The sequence below is a fragment of the [Clostridium] citroniae WAL-17108 genome (assembly GCF_000233455.1).
GTDB classification, from domain to species: Bacteria; Bacillota; Clostridia; order Lachnospirales; family Lachnospiraceae; genus Enterocloster; species Enterocloster citroniae.
Genome location: NZ_JH376420.1, coordinates 1,676,882 through 1,696,240 on the forward strand (window position 1 = coordinate 1,676,882; position 19,359 = coordinate 1,696,240).

Annotated in this window: 14 protein-coding genes and 1 pseudogene; 6 read left to right on the top strand and 9 right to left on the bottom strand. The window is 48.6% G+C overall.

The features are described from left to right. Positions 1 to 8 precede the first annotated feature (8 nt). Entirely contained in the window at positions 9 to 1,067 is a 1,059-nt protein-coding gene (locus HMPREF9469_RS07615) for a LacI family DNA-binding transcriptional regulator (RefSeq protein ID WP_007860680.1), read from the bottom strand. Positions 1,068 to 1,401: 334 nt separating this feature from the next. Here HMPREF9469_RS07615 and deoC point away from each other — a divergent pair, with 334 nt between their 5' ends. Continuing rightward, a complete protein-coding gene (deoC, locus tag HMPREF9469_RS07620) occupies positions 1,402 to 2,037 on the top strand; it encodes a deoxyribose-phosphate aldolase (RefSeq protein WP_007860681.1) in 636 nt (211 codons plus the stop codon). 218 nt (positions 2,038 to 2,255) lie between these two features. Next, the gene (locus tag HMPREF9469_RS07625; RefSeq protein WP_007860682.1) at positions 2,256 to 3,362 is read left to right on the top strand and encodes a KamA family radical SAM protein; all 1,107 of its coding nucleotides are present in this window, start codon (positions 2,256 to 2,258) and stop codon (positions 3,360 to 3,362) included. A gap of 111 nt (positions 3,363 to 3,473) precedes the next feature. On the opposite strand, the gene HMPREF9469_RS07630 is transcribed toward HMPREF9469_RS07625, so the two are convergent. The 6 genes from HMPREF9469_RS07630 to HMPREF9469_RS07655 all read right to left on the bottom strand — a co-directional run bounded on the left by HMPREF9469_RS07630 (position 3,474) and on the right by HMPREF9469_RS07655 (position 12,391). After that, the gene (locus tag HMPREF9469_RS07630; protein ID WP_007860684.1) at positions 3,474 to 4,265 is read right to left on the bottom strand and encodes a hypothetical protein; all 792 of its coding nucleotides are present in this window, start codon (positions 4,263 to 4,265) and stop codon (positions 3,474 to 3,476) included. Positions 4,266 to 4,435: 170 nt separating this feature from the next. Beyond that, positions 4,436 to 5,584 (bottom strand): lactaldehyde reductase, encoded by a 1,149-nt coding sequence (gene fucO, locus HMPREF9469_RS07635; protein WP_007860686.1) that lies wholly within the window; start codon positions 5,582 to 5,584, stop codon positions 4,436 to 4,438. A gap of 175 nt (positions 5,585 to 5,759) precedes the next feature. Then, positions 5,760 to 6,335 carry a TetR/AcrR family transcriptional regulator C-terminal domain-containing protein gene (locus tag HMPREF9469_RS07640; RefSeq protein ID WP_207740153.1) on the bottom strand — a complete coding sequence of 192 codons (576 nt, stop codon included), beginning with the start codon at positions 6,333 to 6,335 and terminating at the stop codon, positions 5,760 to 5,762. A gap of 82 nt (positions 6,336 to 6,417) precedes the next feature. Then, positions 6,418 to 9,168: a hypothetical protein gene (locus HMPREF9469_RS33350; RefSeq protein ID WP_007860691.1), complete on the bottom strand. Its 2,751-nt coding sequence runs from the start codon at positions 9,166 to 9,168 to the stop codon at positions 6,418 to 6,420. After that, on the bottom strand, positions 9,158 to 11,428 hold the full coding sequence (locus tag HMPREF9469_RS07650) for an efflux RND transporter permease subunit (protein ID WP_007860693.1): 2,271 nt from the start codon (positions 11,426 to 11,428) through the stop codon (positions 9,158 to 9,160). The genes HMPREF9469_RS33350 and HMPREF9469_RS07650 overlap by 11 nt, the downstream gene beginning before the upstream one ends. A gap of 18 nt (positions 11,429 to 11,446) precedes the next feature. Next, positions 11,447 to 12,391: a hypothetical protein gene (locus HMPREF9469_RS07655; RefSeq protein WP_040415154.1), complete on the bottom strand. Its 945-nt coding sequence runs from the start codon at positions 12,389 to 12,391 to the stop codon at positions 11,447 to 11,449. A gap of 444 nt (positions 12,392 to 12,835) precedes the next feature. Here HMPREF9469_RS07655 and HMPREF9469_RS07660 point away from each other — a divergent pair, with 444 nt between their 5' ends. From HMPREF9469_RS07660 to HMPREF9469_RS32375, 3 genes are all read left to right on the top strand, one after another. Continuing rightward, positions 12,836 to 13,426, top strand: coding sequence for a TetR/AcrR family transcriptional regulator (locus HMPREF9469_RS07660; protein ID WP_007860695.1), 591 nt, complete (start codon positions 12,836 to 12,838; stop codon positions 13,424 to 13,426). Positions 13,427 to 13,524: 98 nt separating this feature from the next. Next, on the top strand, positions 13,525 to 14,757 hold the full coding sequence (locus HMPREF9469_RS07665) for a class I SAM-dependent rRNA methyltransferase (protein ID WP_007860696.1): 1,233 nt from the start codon (positions 13,525 to 13,527) through the stop codon (positions 14,755 to 14,757). Between the two features lie 143 nt (positions 14,758 to 14,900). Beyond that, positions 14,901 to 15,068, top strand: coding sequence for a hypothetical protein (locus HMPREF9469_RS32375; RefSeq protein ID WP_007860697.1), 168 nt, complete (start codon positions 14,901 to 14,903; stop codon positions 15,066 to 15,068). Between the two features lie 7 nt (positions 15,069 to 15,075). Here the strand turns inward: HMPREF9469_RS32375 and HMPREF9469_RS07670 are convergent, their stop codons facing one another. Both HMPREF9469_RS07670 and HMPREF9469_RS07675 read right to left on the bottom strand, forming a co-directional pair. Beyond that, complete coding sequence (locus HMPREF9469_RS07670) at positions 15,076 to 15,651, bottom strand: MATE family efflux transporter (RefSeq protein ID WP_227884142.1); 576 nt, start codon at positions 15,649 to 15,651, stop codon at positions 15,076 to 15,078. Positions 15,652 to 16,666: 1,015 nt separating this feature from the next. After that, complete coding sequence (locus HMPREF9469_RS07675; protein ID WP_007860701.1) at positions 16,667 to 17,848, bottom strand: Coenzyme F420 hydrogenase/dehydrogenase, beta subunit C-terminal domain; 1,182 nt, start codon at positions 17,846 to 17,848, stop codon at positions 16,667 to 16,669. 275 nt (positions 17,849 to 18,123) lie between these two features. Between HMPREF9469_RS07675 and HMPREF9469_RS34055 the strand changes: the two are divergent. Continuing rightward, positions 18,124 to 19,108 (top strand): annotated as a pseudogene (locus HMPREF9469_RS34055) (ISNCY family transposase); the annotation flags it as partial. Positions 19,109 to 19,359 lie beyond the last annotated feature (251 nt).

Genomic DNA, 19,359 nt, shown 5'->3' on the forward strand with positions numbered 1-19,359 from the left:
CAAGGCGCTTATGTGTGATAGGTGTCACTCCCACCTGATAAATCCTTATGTTTTTCCGAGCCTCTTTTTATCAGCCATGTCTTGACCAGATTTCTCTGGATGATCAATTTTTCCTCCTCCACCCCCTCAGCCTTCCGGAACCTTCTCTCCAATATCCGCATTGCCTCGCATCCCATCTCATAAACAGGTCTGGTCACAGCAGTCAGATGAATGTCCGTATACGCAAGTTCCTTGATATCGTCAAACCCTACGACCGATATATCCGCTCCCAATTTCATCTGGCGTTCCTTCAGGCACCGCAGCGCTCCCAAGGTGGTCATGTTGTTGGATGTAAACACAGCCGTGGGAGGATCCTCCAGATCCAGCAGCTGTTTCATGGCCTCATATGATTCATCTTCCATAAAATTGCCGCATATGATGTAATCCTTGTTCAGGGAAATGCCATTATTGGCCAAGGCCCTTTTATATCCTTTCAAACGCTCATGGCCCGGTCTTGACGTATCGGGTCCTGTTATGATCCCTATCTTCTTATGCCCCTCTTCAATCAGGCACTCCACCGCTTCACAGGCTCCCTCCATGTCCTCGGAAAACACCGCGTCAAACCTGGCGTTCCTTACATCACGGTCAATGAGCACCACAGGCACTCCCTGTTCCTCAAATTCCTTAAGCCGCTCAGCCGTCTCCCTGTCCGCTTCCGACACAGGAATGATGATCAGTCCCTTCATCATCTCGATCTTAAGCGAGTCCAGGATCTTGTGCTCTCTGGCCGTGTTCTCAGCTGTGCCAAACATGAAGACATTGTAGTCATTATCCATGGCCCGGTCCGAAATCCCGTGAAGGATCTTGCTGAAAAAAGGATTCTCAATGTCAGGTACCATAAATGCAATGTTCCTGGAAGTGCCCACGCTGAGATTGCGCGCTATGGTGTTAGGCGAATAATTTTTGCCCTTGATTACTTCCTGGATCTTATTCCTTGTCTCCTCTTTTACATTCTTGTGATTGTTTAAAACCCTGGAGACCGTGGCGGGAGACACGCCCGCCTCTTTGGCTATATCATATATATTCATATTCGTTTTCCCGTTTCATCTTTTTCAATCCGCCTTGGAGGATTGGTGCCGGCTCCCACTATACCTCGTGATATAACTCTTGAAACCGCTTTCATAATTACATTTTAAAAATATCACATTTCCTCCCCCTTGTCAATATTTTTTTACAATTTTATTGTGCAAATTGTACTATTATTTTAAATTATTTGAACTTTATTACACATTTATCACATGGAAATACTTATTTTTTATGTCATAAATCCTGTAACCGATTTCACTTGATAAATACAGACATTTATGCTATTATTTTATTATCATAATTCGGCTCTGCTGTAAAAATAAAGGAGAGAAAACAATGGATATTGCAAAGAAAATCGACCACACCATGTTGAAGGCTGACGCCTCCGCCGACACCATCAAGCGCTACTGCAAGGAAGCCGTTGAGCATAAGTTTGCTTCCGTATGCGTAAACAGCTGCCATGTTCCGCTGGTTTCATCCCAGCTAAAAGGCTCCGGTGTCATGACCTGCTGTGTGGTGGGATTCCCCCTGGGAGCCATGCTCACCTCCGCCAAGGCGTTCGAGGCTTCCGAATCAGTGAAAGCCGGCGCTGAGGAAGTGGATATGGTCATTAATATCGGCGCTGTCAAGGACAGGAACTGGGATTTTGTAAGAGATGATATCAAGGCAGTGGTTGAAGCTTCCAAACCGGCCATTGTAAAGGTGATCATTGAGACATGTCTTTTGACCGATGAAGAGAAAGTAAAGGCTTGTGAACTGTCTGAGGAAGCCGGCGCTGCTTTTGTGAAGACCTCCACCGGTTTTTCCACCGGAGGAGCCACGGTTGAAGACATCAGGCTTATGCGTAAAACAGTAGGGGACAGGCTTCAGGTAAAGGCCAGCGGCGGTATCCGCACCCCTGAGTTTGCCCGTGAGCTAGTAGAGGCCGGAGCTGACCGCATCGGAGCCGGCAACGGGATTGTCCTTCTGTAAGCGTAAGATCCATCCATTTAAACACGGTATGCCGGGCCGTTATGGCTCTGTATACCGTGTTTTTCTTTTTGTCCCTTTGCATTTTCTAGAGGCTGTCATCCTTTCCCGGTTTATACTTTTTTTCTAAAGTTTATAATTTATTTATAATTTTTTCATAGGACACCTTTCTTTCACCTGTTATAATTTTATGTGAACTACATAATGAAGGGGATGATACTATGAATTGGAAAGAAGCACTGAGAACCAATGTCACAAAAGCGGGCGAGCTGAGGGAATACATGGATCTGACAGATTCCCAGATCGAGCATCTTAACAGGATCCTCCATCAGTTCCCCATGACCGTCACTCGTTATTACCTGTCACTGATCGACTGGAATGATCCGGCCCGTGATCCGGTGTTTAGGATGTGTATCCCATCCATCAGTGAAACTGACTTGTCCGGGGATTTTGATACCAGCGGAGAAGCGGACAACACAGTAATATCGGGTTTACAGCATAAATACCCGCAGACAGCCCTGATCCTGTCCACCCACCGCTGTGCCATGTACTGCAGGCACTGCTTCCGCAAACGCCTGGTGGGTATCTCTGATGATGAGACGGCCGACAATGTGGCTGAGATGGCTGCCTATGTAAATGCCCACAGTGAGATCAGCAATATACTCATATCCGGCGGAGATGCATTTGTAAACAGCAATCAGGTCATAGCGCAGTATCTGGAGCATTTCACCCCGATCCCCCATCTGGACCTGATACGCTTTGGCACCCGCACCCCTGTTGTTCTTCCGGAAAGAATCTATGACGACCACGAACTTCTGGATATTCTCAAGACATACACGCAGAAAAAACAAATCTATGTGGTTACCCAGTTTAACCATCCAAAGGAATTGACCGATCATGCCAGGAAGGCTGTGAAAACCCTGCTGGATGCAGGCGTCATTGTCAAAAACCAGACCGTGCTGTTAAAGGGGATCAATGACAGCAGCCATGTACTGGGCGCACTGTTAAAGGATCTGACCAAATGCGGTGCGGTTCCCTATTACATTTTCCAGTGCCGCCCCGTATCAGGGGTAAAGAGCCAGTTCCAGGTCCCCCTGATGCAGGGTTACGAGATTGTGGAGGGCGCAAAGAATATGCAGAACGGACAGGGGAAATGCATCCGCTATGCCATGTCCCATGTTACCGGTAAGATTGAGATACTGGGACCTGTGTCCCAAAATGAAATGCTGTTTAAATACCATCAGGCCAAGTATGCAAAAGATTACGGCAGGATCTTCACAGAGGAGATGCCCCCGGGACAGGCCTGGCTGGAGGAACCGGCAGGATAAGAAAGCCAAAACAGGGCGGCAGCGGCTGAAACAAAACCGCTGGCGCCCATTTTAATGTCCGGCTCCACAGGAAAACTCTTGTGGCAATAAGATTCATGTCATAGGAAGTACTTATCTATGTTCATAGCCATACACTTCAATCTGCGTCAGCGCAGGGAACGGGGACGGGTCATCCGCTTTGATCAGCTGACCAAAGGTAAGCCATGTAATTCCACTCTTTTTGATGGGGATCACATGGGGTTCCGCGCTCTTTGCCAGCCGCACCGTCTCCGCGGAGCCGTCAGAAAAGGTAAAGGTGACCTGTTCCCACCAGTTGTCATGAGGGAAGTCCGCCCTGGTATAGAGTACGATCTTGTCAAAATCCACTGCGCGGCCAAATTCCAGGGTCATCTGCGCATCGTCCTGCTGATTGATCCCCCATGATTCATAGGGCCATTTTCCATGGGAACGGTTGGCTGTGACCCCATCTATGGCATTGCGCGCCGCAAACACGGCTTCCCCTCTTGTCTCCACATTGGCGCTGGCATGGGGGTAATATCCGCGGAATACATGCTGGTCCATCACATTCTCAGCCAGATTCTTATAGACCTCAATCTCATGCTCCATGGCATACCGTACGGTCAGGTAATGGCGCTCCCCTGTAAAAGCTTTGGGGTTATAGGATGTCTTCTTTTCCTCAAAAGGAACGATATATGCAAGTTCCGTCTGAACCGCAAAAATGTAAGACTCGTCCATGGTGTCATCCACGCGGACCACATAGAAGCGGTTCTTCTCCGGCAGACCAAACACGATCCGGTCCCCTTCCCGGTACTCCCCCTTCCAGGCCAGAACTGCCTGTGAGGGACCTTCCATGGATGCTTTTATCTCGTTATCCCTGTTTAAAACCGTTATCTTAAATTCCATATATGCCTCCAGATATTTAAATTGTTTGATAAAATTGTACCACAGGGCATAGGAAGTTACCATGTACATTTTTCATGAGAAACTATCATATTGGCCGTTTTATGGATCCATACCCCTAAAACGGCGATGCGGACGTATGCCGCTTTGGCAATACGTCCGCATGATCATGGTCACATCAGTGACAGGTACAGGTTCTTGATATCCTCTAAAGATGGATCCTTTGGATTTCCCGGACGGCAGGCGTCATCCATGGCGGACTGGGATAAGAAATCCACATCCTCAGGTTTTACGATCTCCTTTAGGTCAGCAGGGATCCCCACATCCTGGGACAGCTTTTTCACAGCGTCCACAGCAGCCTTGCGGTATTCCTCCTGGCTCATGTCCTCCACGCCTTCCACGCCCATGGCAACGGCAATGTCCTTAAACTTGGTTCCTGTGCAGGGAGCATTGTACTCCATAACCGTTGGAAGAATGATGGCATTTGCAACACCGTGGGGGGTATCATACAGGGCACCCAGGCCATGGGCCATGGAGTGGACGATCCCCAGTCCGCAGTTGGAAAAGCCCATCCCTGTGAGATACTGTCCCAGGGCCATGCCTTCCCTGCCCTCCGGCTTATTCTCCACCGCGTCCCTAAGGCTGCGGGCAATAACTTCAATGGCCTTTAAGTTAAACATATCGGTCATCTCCCATGCGCCCTTTGTGGTATATCCCTCAATTGCATGGGTCAGGGCATCCATGCCGGTTGCCGCTGTCAGTCCCTTCGGCATGGAGGCCATCATTTCCGGGTCAACCACTGCCACTACGGGAATATCATGGGTATCCACACATACGAATTTGCGCTTTTTCTCAACATCCGTGATCACATAGTTGATGGTAACCTCTGCAGCCGTGCCTGCTGTTGTGGGAACCGCAATGATCGGAACGCAGGGATTCTTGGTGGGGGCAACACCTTCCAGGCTTCTCACATCCTCAAACTCAGGGTTGGTGATGATGATGCCAATGGCCTTGGAAGTGTCCATGGAGGAACCGCCGCCAATGGCAATGATATAATCAGCGCCGGATGCCCTGAATGCGGCAACGCCGGTCTGGACATTCTCAATGGTGGGATTCGGCTTGATGTTGGAGTAGATCTCGTATGCAAGTCCGGCATCCTCCAATACCTTGGTCACCTTGGTGGTCACATTGAACTTGATCAGATCCGGGTCTGAGCAGACAAATGCCTTCTTAAATCCCCTTGCCTTTGCCTCATTTGCAATCTCCCGGATCGCCCCTGCGCCATGATAGGATGTTTCGTTTAATACGATTCTGTTTGCCATGATTTACCTCTCCTTTTCTTTTATCACATGCGTCCGGAAAATTCCGGCGCTTTGGCTTGTTCTATTTGTTAATATTATAACAACGGGATGTTAAAAATAAAAGTGACAAACATCTCTGTCTGTCACTTTTTCTCAATCTTTGTGCAAGTTAACTATTTTCATTGTCTACTATTACCTATAGCAGCTTCAGGCGTTCAAATACCTCGGCCAGCTTTGGCGGCATGGCTTCCACCAGCTTGCCGGACATGTCCCGGGGCGAATCCTTCATGCCTCCCAGAACCCACTTGACTGTCATATACACGGAGCCCTGGCAGTACATCTCCAAAAGGAACTGCAGTTCCTGATTCAGGGCCTTGCTGTCCTTTCTGGCAAGCAGGTCTGTGTAAAACTTGAGGATCAGCTCAAAATCATGCTCCTTCAGGGAATTTTTGTCATCTGAGCGGAAGGCTTCTGTAAAAAACACCTTTTCATTGAGGATAAATTCAAATTTGCGGGTCAGGCTTTCCCCCACCGTATGCCCCATGCCGATCTGCTCAAAGGACTGGAGCACCAGCTTGTCAAAATACCAGTTGATCAGGTCATATTTATCCAGGAAACTGCGGTAAAAGGTCTGGCGGGTAACGCCGCATCCCTCCACGATATTCTTCACCGTAATCTTATCCACAGGCTGGGTCTTCATGCATTCCTTCACGGAAGCCGCCAGCTTGTATTTGGTTTTCTCCTGCCTGCTTATCTCAGCCACGGTATCCATCCCTCCCCAGTACAGCCGTCCACGGCAATATACCTCAAACTCCTGTGTCAGATACCATTATACTAAAAATTCCCCCGGCCTGCTACCTGTTTTTGAAAATGCTGACCATAGCCTTCCACATCTGGACCAGCACATTCCACATCCTGCGAAGCGGGCTTTCCTTAATCTTTGCCACCTCTGCATCCGCTGTCTTGGCATCATCCTCATCCACGCTGATCTCATCGGTGCGGAGCACGATCTGCAATGTCTTTGGAGCCCTGTTCTTATCAGAGGTAAATGAAACCTTTTCAGAGGACGGGTCCATGAACAGGAAACGGTTGTCTGTGTCAAACTTATCCAGCTCATTGTCAATGGTGTCCTTCATGGTGCGGCCCGCCCGGCGCATGGCCGTGGTGCTGTCCAGTATGCTCAGGCTTCTGTCCAGAAGTTCCATGCTGCCTCTTAAGCTGTCCCGTGCAGCAGCGTCAAAATCATCACTGCTGTCCTTTAAGGTATTCTGTACAATGGTCATGGTGCTGACGCCGTTATTCAGGGCATCTGTGGTGCGGCGGACAAGCTCCTGGGAATCATCCAGGGCAGCCTGGAGATCCGGATAATAGGTGTCCAGTGAATCGTGGAGTGCGGTCAGGTCCTCAATGAGATAGTCCAGGTTATCCACGATCTCCGCACTGTATTTTGCCGAGTCCGAAGTGTCATCCATCAGGTTGGACATCAGAAGGGAAAGCTCGCTGCTCTTTTTGGATATATCCGTCAGCATGGACTGTCTGCCGGACAAAAGCTCCATCAGGGTCCCCATGTCCACCGGAACCTCGGGAGTACCCACCAGCGGTACATTGTGCTTTTCAATGACCGCCATTATTGTTGAACCCGGCGCAAGGGACAGTGTTTCTCCTGCGCCGGATGCGGCGTCTGTGTCTGAAGCGGCGCCGGTTCCTGATGTGGAGTCTGCGCCCGATGCAGCGCCCGATCCTGATGTGGAGCCTGCCCCGGATGCGGCGCCCGATCCTGATGCGGCGCCTGTTCCGGCTGCAGTGCCCGATCCGGTCCCTCCTGCTGATGCGTCCGTTCCCGTACCTGCTCCCCCGGAACCATTGTCGGCATTATCCTGGGAACCGGCGGAGCCGCTGCCCTGATCATTCTGGTCGGGAGTGCCGGAGGCGGAACCTGCGTTCGTGGAACCGTCCGTACCGGTGGATCCGCCCGTACCGGCAGAACCGTCCGTGCCGGTGGAACCGCCCGTACCCTGGCTGTTCTTGTCATCTGTTCCTGAGGCATTGTCCGCGCCGGCGGAGCCGTCCGTACCGGCAGAACCGTCCGTACTTGCGGATCCGTCCGCGCCGGTGGAACCGCCCGTACCCTGGCTGTTCTTGTCATCCGTTCCCGGGGTGTTATCCGTGCCGGCGGAGCCGCCTGTACCGGCAGAACCGTCCGTACTTGTTGAACCATCTGCACTTTGGTCGTTTTTCTTATCAGTGTCCGTTGTATCTCCTGTGTTGTCCGTATCCGTTCCCTGGGAATCGGTGTGGCCGGAGCTGCTTCCACTCCCGCCGCCGCCATTTCCACGTGAGTGGCCAAAATCCTCTTCATCCATGTAATAATCTTCATCCAGGAAACCGATCCCTGCGCCGGCACTGGCCAGACCGGTCACATATACCTGTTCGCTGGCCTGAAGCTGGGCATCCAGGGCAATCAGCTGCTGCATGATCTCCATCAGCTCAGGGATATTCTCGGAGATCCCCGCTGAACTGCTCTTGATGTTATTCAGTCTGGTGTGCAGCTTTCTTAAGGGATCCTGCATATCCCCAAGTGTATTTACAATATCTCCCATACTCTTGTGGACCACTTCCGCTGAATCCTTGGCGGTCTGGAGATGGGGTATCATGGTTTCCAGCTGCTGTGAAACAGAGGTCAGGGACGCCAGGGTCTGGTCGTTTCCGGCCAGGATGCTGTCCTTGGAATTGCTCCACTTCTGCCTTGCACTCTCCGCTGAATCCAGTCCTCCACGCACCTGGTTCACACCCTCACGCATATCTTCCACGGATTTTGCCATCTGTTCCAGGCTGTCATACAGCTCATCCCCTGCGTCCTGCCATGTATCCTTGGCTTCCTTCAGATCCTTGATGTGCTCCAGATCCTCCACGGTTCCCGGCATCATGGCCATGATGACTCCGGTGGTCTCAAAGCTGTCCGTGCCGATGCGCACAGTGTAATCCCCCTCCTCCCCGGGCAGGGCTGTGAACACTACCGCTGTTGTTTCCCCCAGATTCTGGGTTTGTGAACCTTCCGCCTCCACGCTGTAGCATTTCCCCATGTCAACAGGAACCGCCACCATGAGCATCATGTTATTGCGGTAATATTCCCGGGCATCGTCATTGGGGTCCGCCTTTATATGGATCTCCACCAGCCCGGACGCGCCGGCCAGCTGATCACCGTTGGATGGCACGCCGTTCAGTTTGTAGGAAACGTCAAATTCCCAGGGCAGTGTAATCTGGTCTTTATCCAGGGCGCATTTGTAATAGAACCGCTCCTTCTGGGCCTGGGGAAAATTCCAGGTGACCGAACCGTCTCCCAGCACCGGCACCGCCTGATTGGACATATTGGTCACATCCAGATACGTGCCGTAATCCGTAAAATCCGTAAGGCCGTTAAGGCTGCATCCCTTAACCACGTTGATCTTATCAAGCCTGCCGTAATAATCCAGGTTTACGTACATGGTCTCATCCACATCCACGGCCGCTTCCGCCCCATATACCGGCAGGCCCCCGCCAGCATTGGTGCAAAGCATAGCCGCGGCCAGGCCGGCTGTCATGACTCTTTTATACTTATACTTCATTGCTTTCCACCTCCGATGGTTCATTGTTTCTTTTATTTCCGATGGTTATTTTATTTACAATGGTCCCAAGCCCAGCTTTGATAATCGCCTTGCGCTTTTCATGGCGTTTTCTCAGGTGCTTTTGCAAGCGGTCCCATTCATTGCTTGTTATGATCCGGTCAAACAGGGCCAGCAGGGCGGGCAGTACGGTCAGCACCAGGATTACGCTGAACAATCCGCCTCTTCCGATCAGATGGCCCAAATCCCCAATGGCCGCTGTGGTGGATATAAAGTGTATGATATATCCTGCCAGTATGATGATGGTCCCCGATGTGAAGATGGACGGGCAGGACAGCATCAGCGCCTGTATACAGGCTTCCTTCTTGGGCAGCGTCTTCCTGCAGGATACGTAGTTATTGGTCATAAGTATGGAATAATCCACGGTTGCTCCCAGCTGGATACTGCTGACAATAATGTAACCCATAAACACCATGGTGTCGCCCTGGAGATAGGGCATTGCCATGTTGAGGAAAATAGCCACCTGGATAGGGATCATTACCACAACCGGTATGATAAACGACCGGAAGCTGAACATGACGACCAGGAATACCCCCAACAGGGACAGGGTGTTTACCCGTGCGTTATCCGAGGTAATCGTGGTCTTAATGTCCTGGGTGGATGGGGTCTCCCCCACCAGATATGCCCCGTCCGGATAATACCGGTCCACAATGCTTTGTATTTCATCCGTGCACTTAAATGCCTGGTCGCTTTCCGTCTTAGTCCTTATGTATATCAGCATTCTGCAGGAATCCTTGGTATGAAGCTCGCTGGTAAGGGAATAGGGAAGGAAATCCTCCGGAATCCCCACAGGCAGGGTGTTGGCCAGGGACATTACGCTTTTAACATAGGGCAGGTCCTCGATCTCATCGGACATTTCCTTTTCCAGCACCGGCGAAGTATTTGGATACAGGGCCAACAGCATGTTGCTGCGCCCGAACTTCTGGGATATCTCCTGGTCGTCCGCATAGACCTGGGTCCCCTCGCTGGCTCCCACCGCACTGTTGCCGTAAAGGAAATCATTCATCCCCTGGGCCACATAGGCGGGCGGGGTGAGTAGGACCATAATGATCAGGGAAGCATAACGCACCTTGTATACCCATTCGCTGAATTTGCGGAAGCTGGGCAGGAAGGGACGGTGCCTGGTCTTGTCATTCCACTTTGTAAACTTCAGGATCATGGCGGGCATAAAGAATACCACGGTGATCAGGCTGAACACAATTCCCTTTGCCAGAACCAGGCCCATATCAAAACCAATGGTAAAATTCATGGACACCAGGGCCAGGAAGCCCACCACGGTGGTCAGGCTGCTGGCGAAAATAGAGTTAATGGCCTCCTCAATGGCTCCCACCATGGCCTCCTCTTCCGTCTTTCCCTTCTGCCGCTCCCTGGAAAACGCATCCAGCAGGAAAATAGAATAGTCCATGGAGGTGGCCAGCTGCAGCACCATGGCCACATTGTTGGTCAGAAAGGACACGGTCCCGATAAATATATTGGTTCCCCGGTTCAGCAGAATGGCCACGCCCATGACCAGCAAAAACAAAAAGGGCTCGGACCACGCCGTGGTGGTGATGCACAGTACCGCAAAGATCATGATCACCGCCACGGTGAGGATAAGGTTCATCTCACTTTCCACATTTTCCGTCAGGGACTTGTTCTGGACAGCCATGCCCACATAATACCCCTTATCCCCGGTGATGGCCTTCATCTCATCAATGGCCTGGGAGGTCTTCTTAGTGGTGTCCCCCTCGTCAAAGGTGATATCCATCACGGCGCAGCCATCCTTATAATAATCCTCAATATCCTTCTGGTTAATAAAATCCTCTCCGGAATAAATATTCACCGTACTGTCGCACCACAGGATCTGGTCCACGCCATCCACTGCCTCCAGCTTATCCTTGTACTGCTTTGCCTCATACAGGCTAACGTCCTTGATCATCAGCCTGGCTGTACCCGGGTATCCGAATTCATTTTCCATTAGATCCAGTCCGATACAGGACTGGGCCGTGTCCGGCAGATATTCGGTCAGGTCGTAATTCACATTCACAAAAAGCATTGCAATCAGGGAAAAGATACACCCTGCCACAAATACGCTCTCGATCCAGCCCTTCTTATGTATGATAAAACCGGCCAGACGGGCGGAAACCGACAATCCATCTGCCTGCTCCTGCCCTTTTACCCTGTGTGTCTTTCTCTTCAATCTGTCAAGCAGTCTCTGTCCCATGTTCCATACTCCCTTACACTACCGCATCATAATTATCAAGAAATATTGTTTCCCATCCTTTTCACCGCGGGCCATACCCAGGCTGCGGTAATATTCCAGGGAATAGGTTCTGTCCCCCTTGGAATCATACCTGTCCCCGGTCCGCTCCATGACTTTGGAAAATGCCTCGGATTCATCCTCACAGCTGCGGATGTACAGTTCCAGGCAGGTGGCATTTTTCCGGTAAGGAATGGAAGCCAGGTAGTCATTCACCGTTCCCTCGCCGGGAATCCGCTCATCCATGTATCCGCCTGCCATGGCTGCCTCCAGCCGGTGGGCCGCGGCCTTATTCAGGGCCATATCCATTTTAAATCCAGCGTTCCGGTCATACACCCTGTGCATATCCCCATCATAATCATCTTCCCGGTCAGGATGCTGGTCAAAATATCTCTGCTTCTTTTCCTCATTCAGTTCATCAAACAGCGCTTGAGTCTCCTCATCATAACAGCCAGCGCTGTACGCCCCGCCCCCGGTATTCTCCACCCACTGGGCCGAAACAAGGGCGCCGTTCCTTGAAAACTCATACATTCCATTGTCAAGGATCAGCTCCCCCAGGTTCATGCCGCCGTCTTCGTGGAAATAGTACCACTCTCCGTCCACTTCCTTCCATCCCCTGGCCATGATCCCATCTTTATCCAGATAATAGGTTCGGCCATCTGTCTGAAGCCATCCCTTATGTAAACTGTTGTTCTCATCCATCCAGTACCAGTTCTCCCCTGACCGGTTCCAGCCCGGGTGTGCCGTGGTGTTGCTTTCGGTTTGCTGTGCCGGCTGTGTCTCCTGGGTTTGCTGTGTCTCCTGGGTTTGCTGTGTCTCCTGGGTTTGCTGTGTCTCCTGGGCCGCTGCCGTTCCCAGGCCGGTTCCCGGAAATGCTCCCACAACCAAGACTGCCATTAAAAAAAGTCTATATTTTCTGTGTTTCACCTGATCATCCCCTTCATACAGCTGTCTAGTTATGCCTATATATCTATTATACGTCTTTTATTCTGTTAAGCAACTTCTATTTTATTAATTGACATTTGTTTATTTATTGACTATAATGGATTATACTAAGAAATGGCAAAAATACAATGATTAATTTTGATGGATTCGCCTAATAATCAACACTATTGCATCATTTGTCCAGGAAAAATATGTTAAATATTTGTAAAGTCTAATGGGGCTGCGTTCCCCATATCTGTAGTGCACTCTCCGAATCTCCTGGTACTCAGATTTGCGGGATGGTTTTTGTCAGTTAGCCACAAATGTATGAGGCGTACATGGTGTGTACGTTGATCAGTTTGCGTGGGGCCGGCGGAAGGATCAGCCGCAAGAATGGGTGCCTGGAAGGCTCCGAAGGTACATTATATATCAAAGGAGGATTGAATCATGAGTACTGATTCCATAGACCGCAGGGTTAGAAAAACACGGAGGCAGCTTCGGGAATGTCTTATTTCCTTATTAAAGGAGAAAAAAGTCCAGGACATCACGGTCCGCGAGCTGACAGACATGGCCGATCTGAACAGGGGAACCTTTTACCTTCATTATAAGGACGTGTTCGACCTGCTGGAAAAGACTGAGGCTGAGCTGCAGGACGAGTTTAACCAGCTGGTGCTCAAGCATGACGCCGTGGACCTAAAGCAAAGACCGGCTGTGATCTTTAATGAGATCTATTCCCTGGTTTATGAAAATGCAGATCTCATTGAAATCCTGCTGGGTGAAAACGGGGATCTGAATTTTGTCAACCGCCTGAAAAAGCTTATACGCGAAAAATGTCTCAAGGACTGGATGGAGGTATTCCGCACCGGCAATCCGGCTGTCTTTGACGCTTTCTTTTCCTATATTGCATCGGGCTGCGTGGGGCTGGTACAGTACTGGCTCCAGACCGGACTGAAGGAAACGCCACAGCAGATGGCAAAGCTGACCGAGCAGATCATCACCCAGGGGATCGAGGTGCTGGAGATGGATCCTTACGCGTAGGGGAGGCCGGGGTTTGAATTTTCATTTATATTATGATATGATGGTAGACATGCAAAATTCATGGTATCAGATAAAACAACCAAAGACAGGAGCACTTCATGGAATCTAAGAACTTATACACAGTTACAGCCACTGTCCGCCTAAAAAAAGGCCAGGGACGCACCCTGAAAGCCGGCGGAGCCTGGATTTACGACAATGAGATCGACACCGTCACCGGGGAATATGAGAACGGGGACCTGGCCGCCGTGGAGGATTTTGACGGTTATGGGCTGGGGCATGGATTTATCAATACCAACTCCAAGCTGACCGTGCGCATGTTATCCCGCAAAAAGGATACCGTTATTGACCAGGACTTTATTGAGATGCGGGTCAGGAATGCGTGGGAGTACAGAAAAGCAACCGTGGACACTTCCAGCTGCAGGATCCTGTTCGGAGAGGCCGACTTTCTTCCGGGTATTGTGATCGACAAATTTTCCGATGTGCTGGTGGTGGAATCTCTGGCACTGGGGATCGACCGGCTGAAACCTGTGATCGTGGAAATGCTTAAAAAGGTTCTGGCAGAGGACGGGATCACCATCCGGGGCGTTTACGAGCGCAGCGATGCAAAGGTCCGCCTCCAGGAAGGCATGGAGCGGTATAAAGGGTTTATAGGAGAGCCGTTTGATACCAAGGTGGAGATTCTGGAAAATGGGGTCCGCTACCTGGTGGATGTGGAGGACGGCCAAAAGACCGGATTTTTCCTTGACCAGAAATATAACCGCCTGGCTGTGCAGAACCTGTGCAGGAGGATCCAGCCGGACAAGGTGCTGGACTGCTTTACGCACACCGGTTCATTTGCCCTGAATGCCGGGCTGGCCGGCTCCAAGGACGTGCTGGGCGTGGACGCATCCCGTCTGGCGGTGGATCAGGCCAGTGAAAATGCAGCGCTCAACGGAATCCAGGACAGGGTGCATTTTGAATGTGCAGATGTATTTGACCTGCTTCCCAAGCTGGAACAGGATGGGCAGAAATTTGATGTGGTCATTCTGGATCCGCCGGCATTTACCAAATCCAGGAATTCCATAAAAAATGCAGTTAAGGGGTACAGGGAAATCAATCTGAGAGGCATGAAGCTGGTAAAGGACGGGGGGTATCTGGCCACCTGCTCCTGTTCCCACTTTATGGACCCGGAACTTTTCACAAAGACGATCCGGGAAGCGGCCGGGAATGTGCACAAGCGGCTGCGCCAGGTAGAGTACCGTACCCAGGCCAGTGACCATCCCATCCTGTGGGCCGCGGATGAAAGCTACTATCTGAAGTTCTATATTTTCCAGGTCTGCGATGAAAAGTAAGAAATGCCGCGCCCATGTGCATAGGCCGGATAAATGTGGATAGATTGATAGTAAGGGTATCAGGTCAGTGGATATTTGACGGCCTGGTACCCTTTTTGATCGGTTAGATGTAAGTTGTTATTATTTCCGTGATTGGAGGAACTATGCTCTGGATCATTCTGGTTATCCTGCTTCTTATACTGATCGCGTTTATATTATACTGCTGTGTGTGCAACACCACGCCCTATGACCGTGAAGTGGATGATGAACAGCAGATGGAATACCTGCGCCAGTATAAAGAACAGTGTAAGGAACATCATAAAGACAAATAGGAAAAGACTACCCTTTTTTCCGCACGTACCATATGTAGCATATGGTGAAAAAGAGGATGCCGTACAGGGAGGCGGCGGGAACTGCCAATCCAATATCAAACAGGCTGGCGCCTTCCTTTAAGCTGAACAAATAGGAAAGAGGCACACGTACCAGGAAGGACGCCGTGATCCCCTGAATCATAACCGGAAGCGACATGCCGTGTCCGTTAAAATAACCAATATAACTGAAAACCAGGCATGTGAGGATGGCCTCAAAGCTGAATCCTTTCAAATATTCCGCGGCCCTTATGATATAAGCTTCATTCGTGGTGAAGACCGAGGCGGGGATATCACCGCGGAAAAATGAGATCAGGAATATGATCACCCCCACAGACGCTCCTAATCCCATGCCGGTAAGCATTGCCTTCCTGGCCCTCTCCTCCTTTCCTGCGCCCACATTCTGGGCCACGAACGCGGACATGGACTGCATAAGGGCTGACGGGATCAGCATGATAAAGGAGATCACCTTTTGCGCGATCCCATAACCGGAGGACGCCTCCAGCCCAATGCCGTTGACAATGGCGCACAGGATCAGGAAGGAAATGCTACAGGCATTGTAAACTTCTTTTTAAGAAACATAATTAACAGCCCAAAACAGCAGCCACTCATGAAAGTCCAATATAAGTTGTGAGAACACCGTCAATCCGATTCCCTGAATGATATCACCATCATTGTTTGTAAAGATGCCAAGACCCGTCACCCGGTTTATCCACTCAAACGAAAGCAACAAATAATACTTCAACATAAGCCCCATGTAAACATAGAATATCAGGATACTGGGGTATATCGCAAAAATTGCTTTTATCCCTAATGACGTAGAATAGAAAAGCACCTGCGATTAAGACAGAATAAAAGATTTGTGATGAAAAACAGGGTAACTTCAGCCATCACCATCCAATTCTGAATATACTAGACCATCAAAAGGATCATCAGCCGTCCAAATGACACTGCAAGATAGGTACTTAACAGTCAGAAGCAGAATCCTTACAGTTAAACAAGTTTTTCTTCCCTACAGACTTATCAATAACGAAAAGCTGCAAGCTGCTTAGCACCAAAGCACACACGCTTTCACATAGAATCAGATATCCTCAATAGTTCGCATAGCTGCTCTCCCCTCCAATGTTCCTATAATAATCATTAACAAAAAGGGGGATATTAATCAATTTATTAAAAATATTCCAGTCTTCCCAAAAAATCAGAAGGACAACGGTCATTGCAGCGGCCATTCCAAGTATTATAAGACAATACTGCTTTCTTATCTTGAAGATTGGTATTACCTTATATAGACCATAATAAAATTATAGAACCATACTGACAGCTTATCCAAATCAGATTTTACTTAATCATAGAGATTGGAAGTATCATGGGCATAGTCGTCAATATAATCGTACAACCTGTTTCTATTCAATAGTCCCCTCCCACTCGTAAAAAACATAAGGGTTTCACTTATGCATATTGAACGGCCACATGCTACCTTTACCAGACGGGACTTTCACCTACATAATAGTAGTTTCTTAACTGGGCAGACTAGCAGGTCCCCAGTAGTACCCGAGGAGGATTTATCGCTCTCTCTTCATAATCCTCCCCACCGCTCTTTTAATTTTCCTCCGAACCCGAAACATCTTTCCAAGTCTTGTATACTTTTTTATCACTTTATCAAATCCAAACCTCAGATAATCATTCCAGAAAGCATTATACTCCGCGGGCTTCTCAGCAGGATGTAACAACACAGAATTATACTTTGCGATTTTGTCAATATCCGCATCCACTACATCAAAATGCTCGCTTACCTTGTTCCAGATTGTCATACCCGTTTCTGTGTTAATCATAACCTGAGATACGCCATTTGTATCAGCAAAATCTCTGTTAATGTATTCGATACCCCAACAGTCCCCAATGGTTATATCAGCACATCTGTGCATCGATGAGAATTCACAGTTAAAGCAACTTTCCCTTATATTGACGTGCGATGAAAACAGAAAACCGAAAGCCTGAAGCTCTACCGTTTGATATAATTCTGTTCCTACTTCAAATGTAGCACTATGGTTATAAGAAGTAGACCAGCCATTTCTCTCATCACGGAAACAGTATTTTAATAGCGTTCCATATTTCTTTTCAAGATACGATATATAATCCTTCCATATCTGCGGACTTGGTACACCATAACAAAGAATTTCAACTGTTATCAATTTCGCAATGTCAACCCTTTCGAGTTTACAAAAACTATTTATAGCAGCAACCTGGCATGGTGTTCCAGTAAAAAGAACATTGTTCCCTTGCTTAAGTCTATCCCTTATGTCATTAAAACATTGGCCTATGTCACTCTGTACATACTTTGAGCCTTGGAATTTAAAACACTCATTAATATCTGCTGCCGCACTGTGAACAACTTTCCAAGTTTGCGAGAATGCCGCGCCATATACCGTTCCCCTCCCCCCATTTATAATCGAGGCCGCAATGGGATAGAATATGCCCCCCGATGTACTGCGCTTCCGTTCCTCGATATTCTTATTCTTTGCCAGTATAACAGTGAGCGGCCTACTATCAGATTTTAAAATATATGCATTGATAACCGGACAACAGTCTGAACATAAGCCACACTTTGTACAAGCTTCTTGATCCACAACTGGCACCAAATACCCCTTGTTTACCTTTATATCCAACGCATGAACTGGACAAACATTTACACATGCCATACAGCCACAACATCTGGAATTTAATTTATTAATTGCCGGTATCATGTTCCTCTCCTTTTATCCCCACTATGATGTCGAATCCTTATCTACCTGCTTTAATGCAAGCACCAATATGCTTTATCTAAGAACATACTCTTCGTTCTAGACATATATTTCTCTTCACTTTCTTCTTTCTATTTTAGGCGTTTGCGAAACTTCACAGCCCGCATAAATTCGGGCTTTTTTCTTTACTAAAATAGAACAACTCCTCACAGGTTTATGTTAAAATTGAGATGTCCAGTAATAATCAACCATATCCACCTGAAAAGAGTTGTACTTACATGATACCATACAATCAGCTTTCTTTGGCAGATGTTTTTTCAGATTGGCAGAAAATTTATAATTCTGACAAGCCTCTGTTCCTCTCTCTTACAACAGCACATTGACCTTAATGAATTTGTCCCTGCTTCCTTCCGGAAATGGTTCTATACTTCAACGAGCAGGTCCTTCCCACTGATACTCCTTGTCTTTCTTCATTACTCCAGGCATCTAAGGGAGTTCTGTGGCTTTAATAAGGTTCCCGATGCTTCTAAGATCACTCGGTTTAAACAGCCTCCTCCTTGAACTTCATACCCTTTTGGTCATCTCGTTGACCTTTCTGAACCTGTCTGCCAGACCATTGATCCTTCCAAAGCAAATATGGCCATCTTTGATTGTTCCGGCATTGAGGCATGGTTCAAGGAAAACAACCCCAAATTTGCTAACCGCATCATCAGGCAACTGAAATCTTATGCCAAATCCATGGGCTTTGATGACTCTTATAATTCTTACAAAGCCGCCTATGCTTCCATGCCCTCTCATGCTGCCTCCAATCCTCTGATCGAACAGCTTTTCATTGACGGGTATTTCTGTTATGCCTATAAATTTTCCCTCGTCACCAACGGCCTGGGCATCTTCTGCCATATTGACTTTTATAATAAAGACTTCTTTGATCAGCATCCCGATATCCTGATTGATAAAAAATCGGATTCCCCTGATGAAGATAAGTCCGTCCATGATTCCAGGCTCCTCATCCCCACTCTGCAGAATTTTTTCTCTGCTCACCCCCTCATCTGCCCAAAAACATTTCTTGGGGATGCGGCTTTTGATTCTGTAAGGCTTTATAAGGAACTTCCTTCCGGTGACACCTTTGGCACTGACTCTCACGGAAACGGGATTCATTTCTCCAGGGCCTTTATTCCTTTAAACTCCCGCTCCCACTTGGAACAGGTGGACTATACCATCAATTCCGATGGGATTCCATGCTACCCCGCTGACCCTGCGCTTCTCATTTAATTTTCCTGAAGTAAGATATTGCATGAAAATCTGGTTCCGTCCCACCAAGTATCCATCCCACTTCAACATCTAACCGTCAGATTTTTGCTAACCTAAGGGATGAACGAATTTCTTTACAATTTTCACAAAAATAAAGTTTAAGCATTCCTTTGGGTTCATATAGAGGGGAAGCCTTTAATGGCATTCTCTTTCACTTAAAAGTACCAAAAAATTCATCAAAAAGCCTGGCTATATTATCCGCC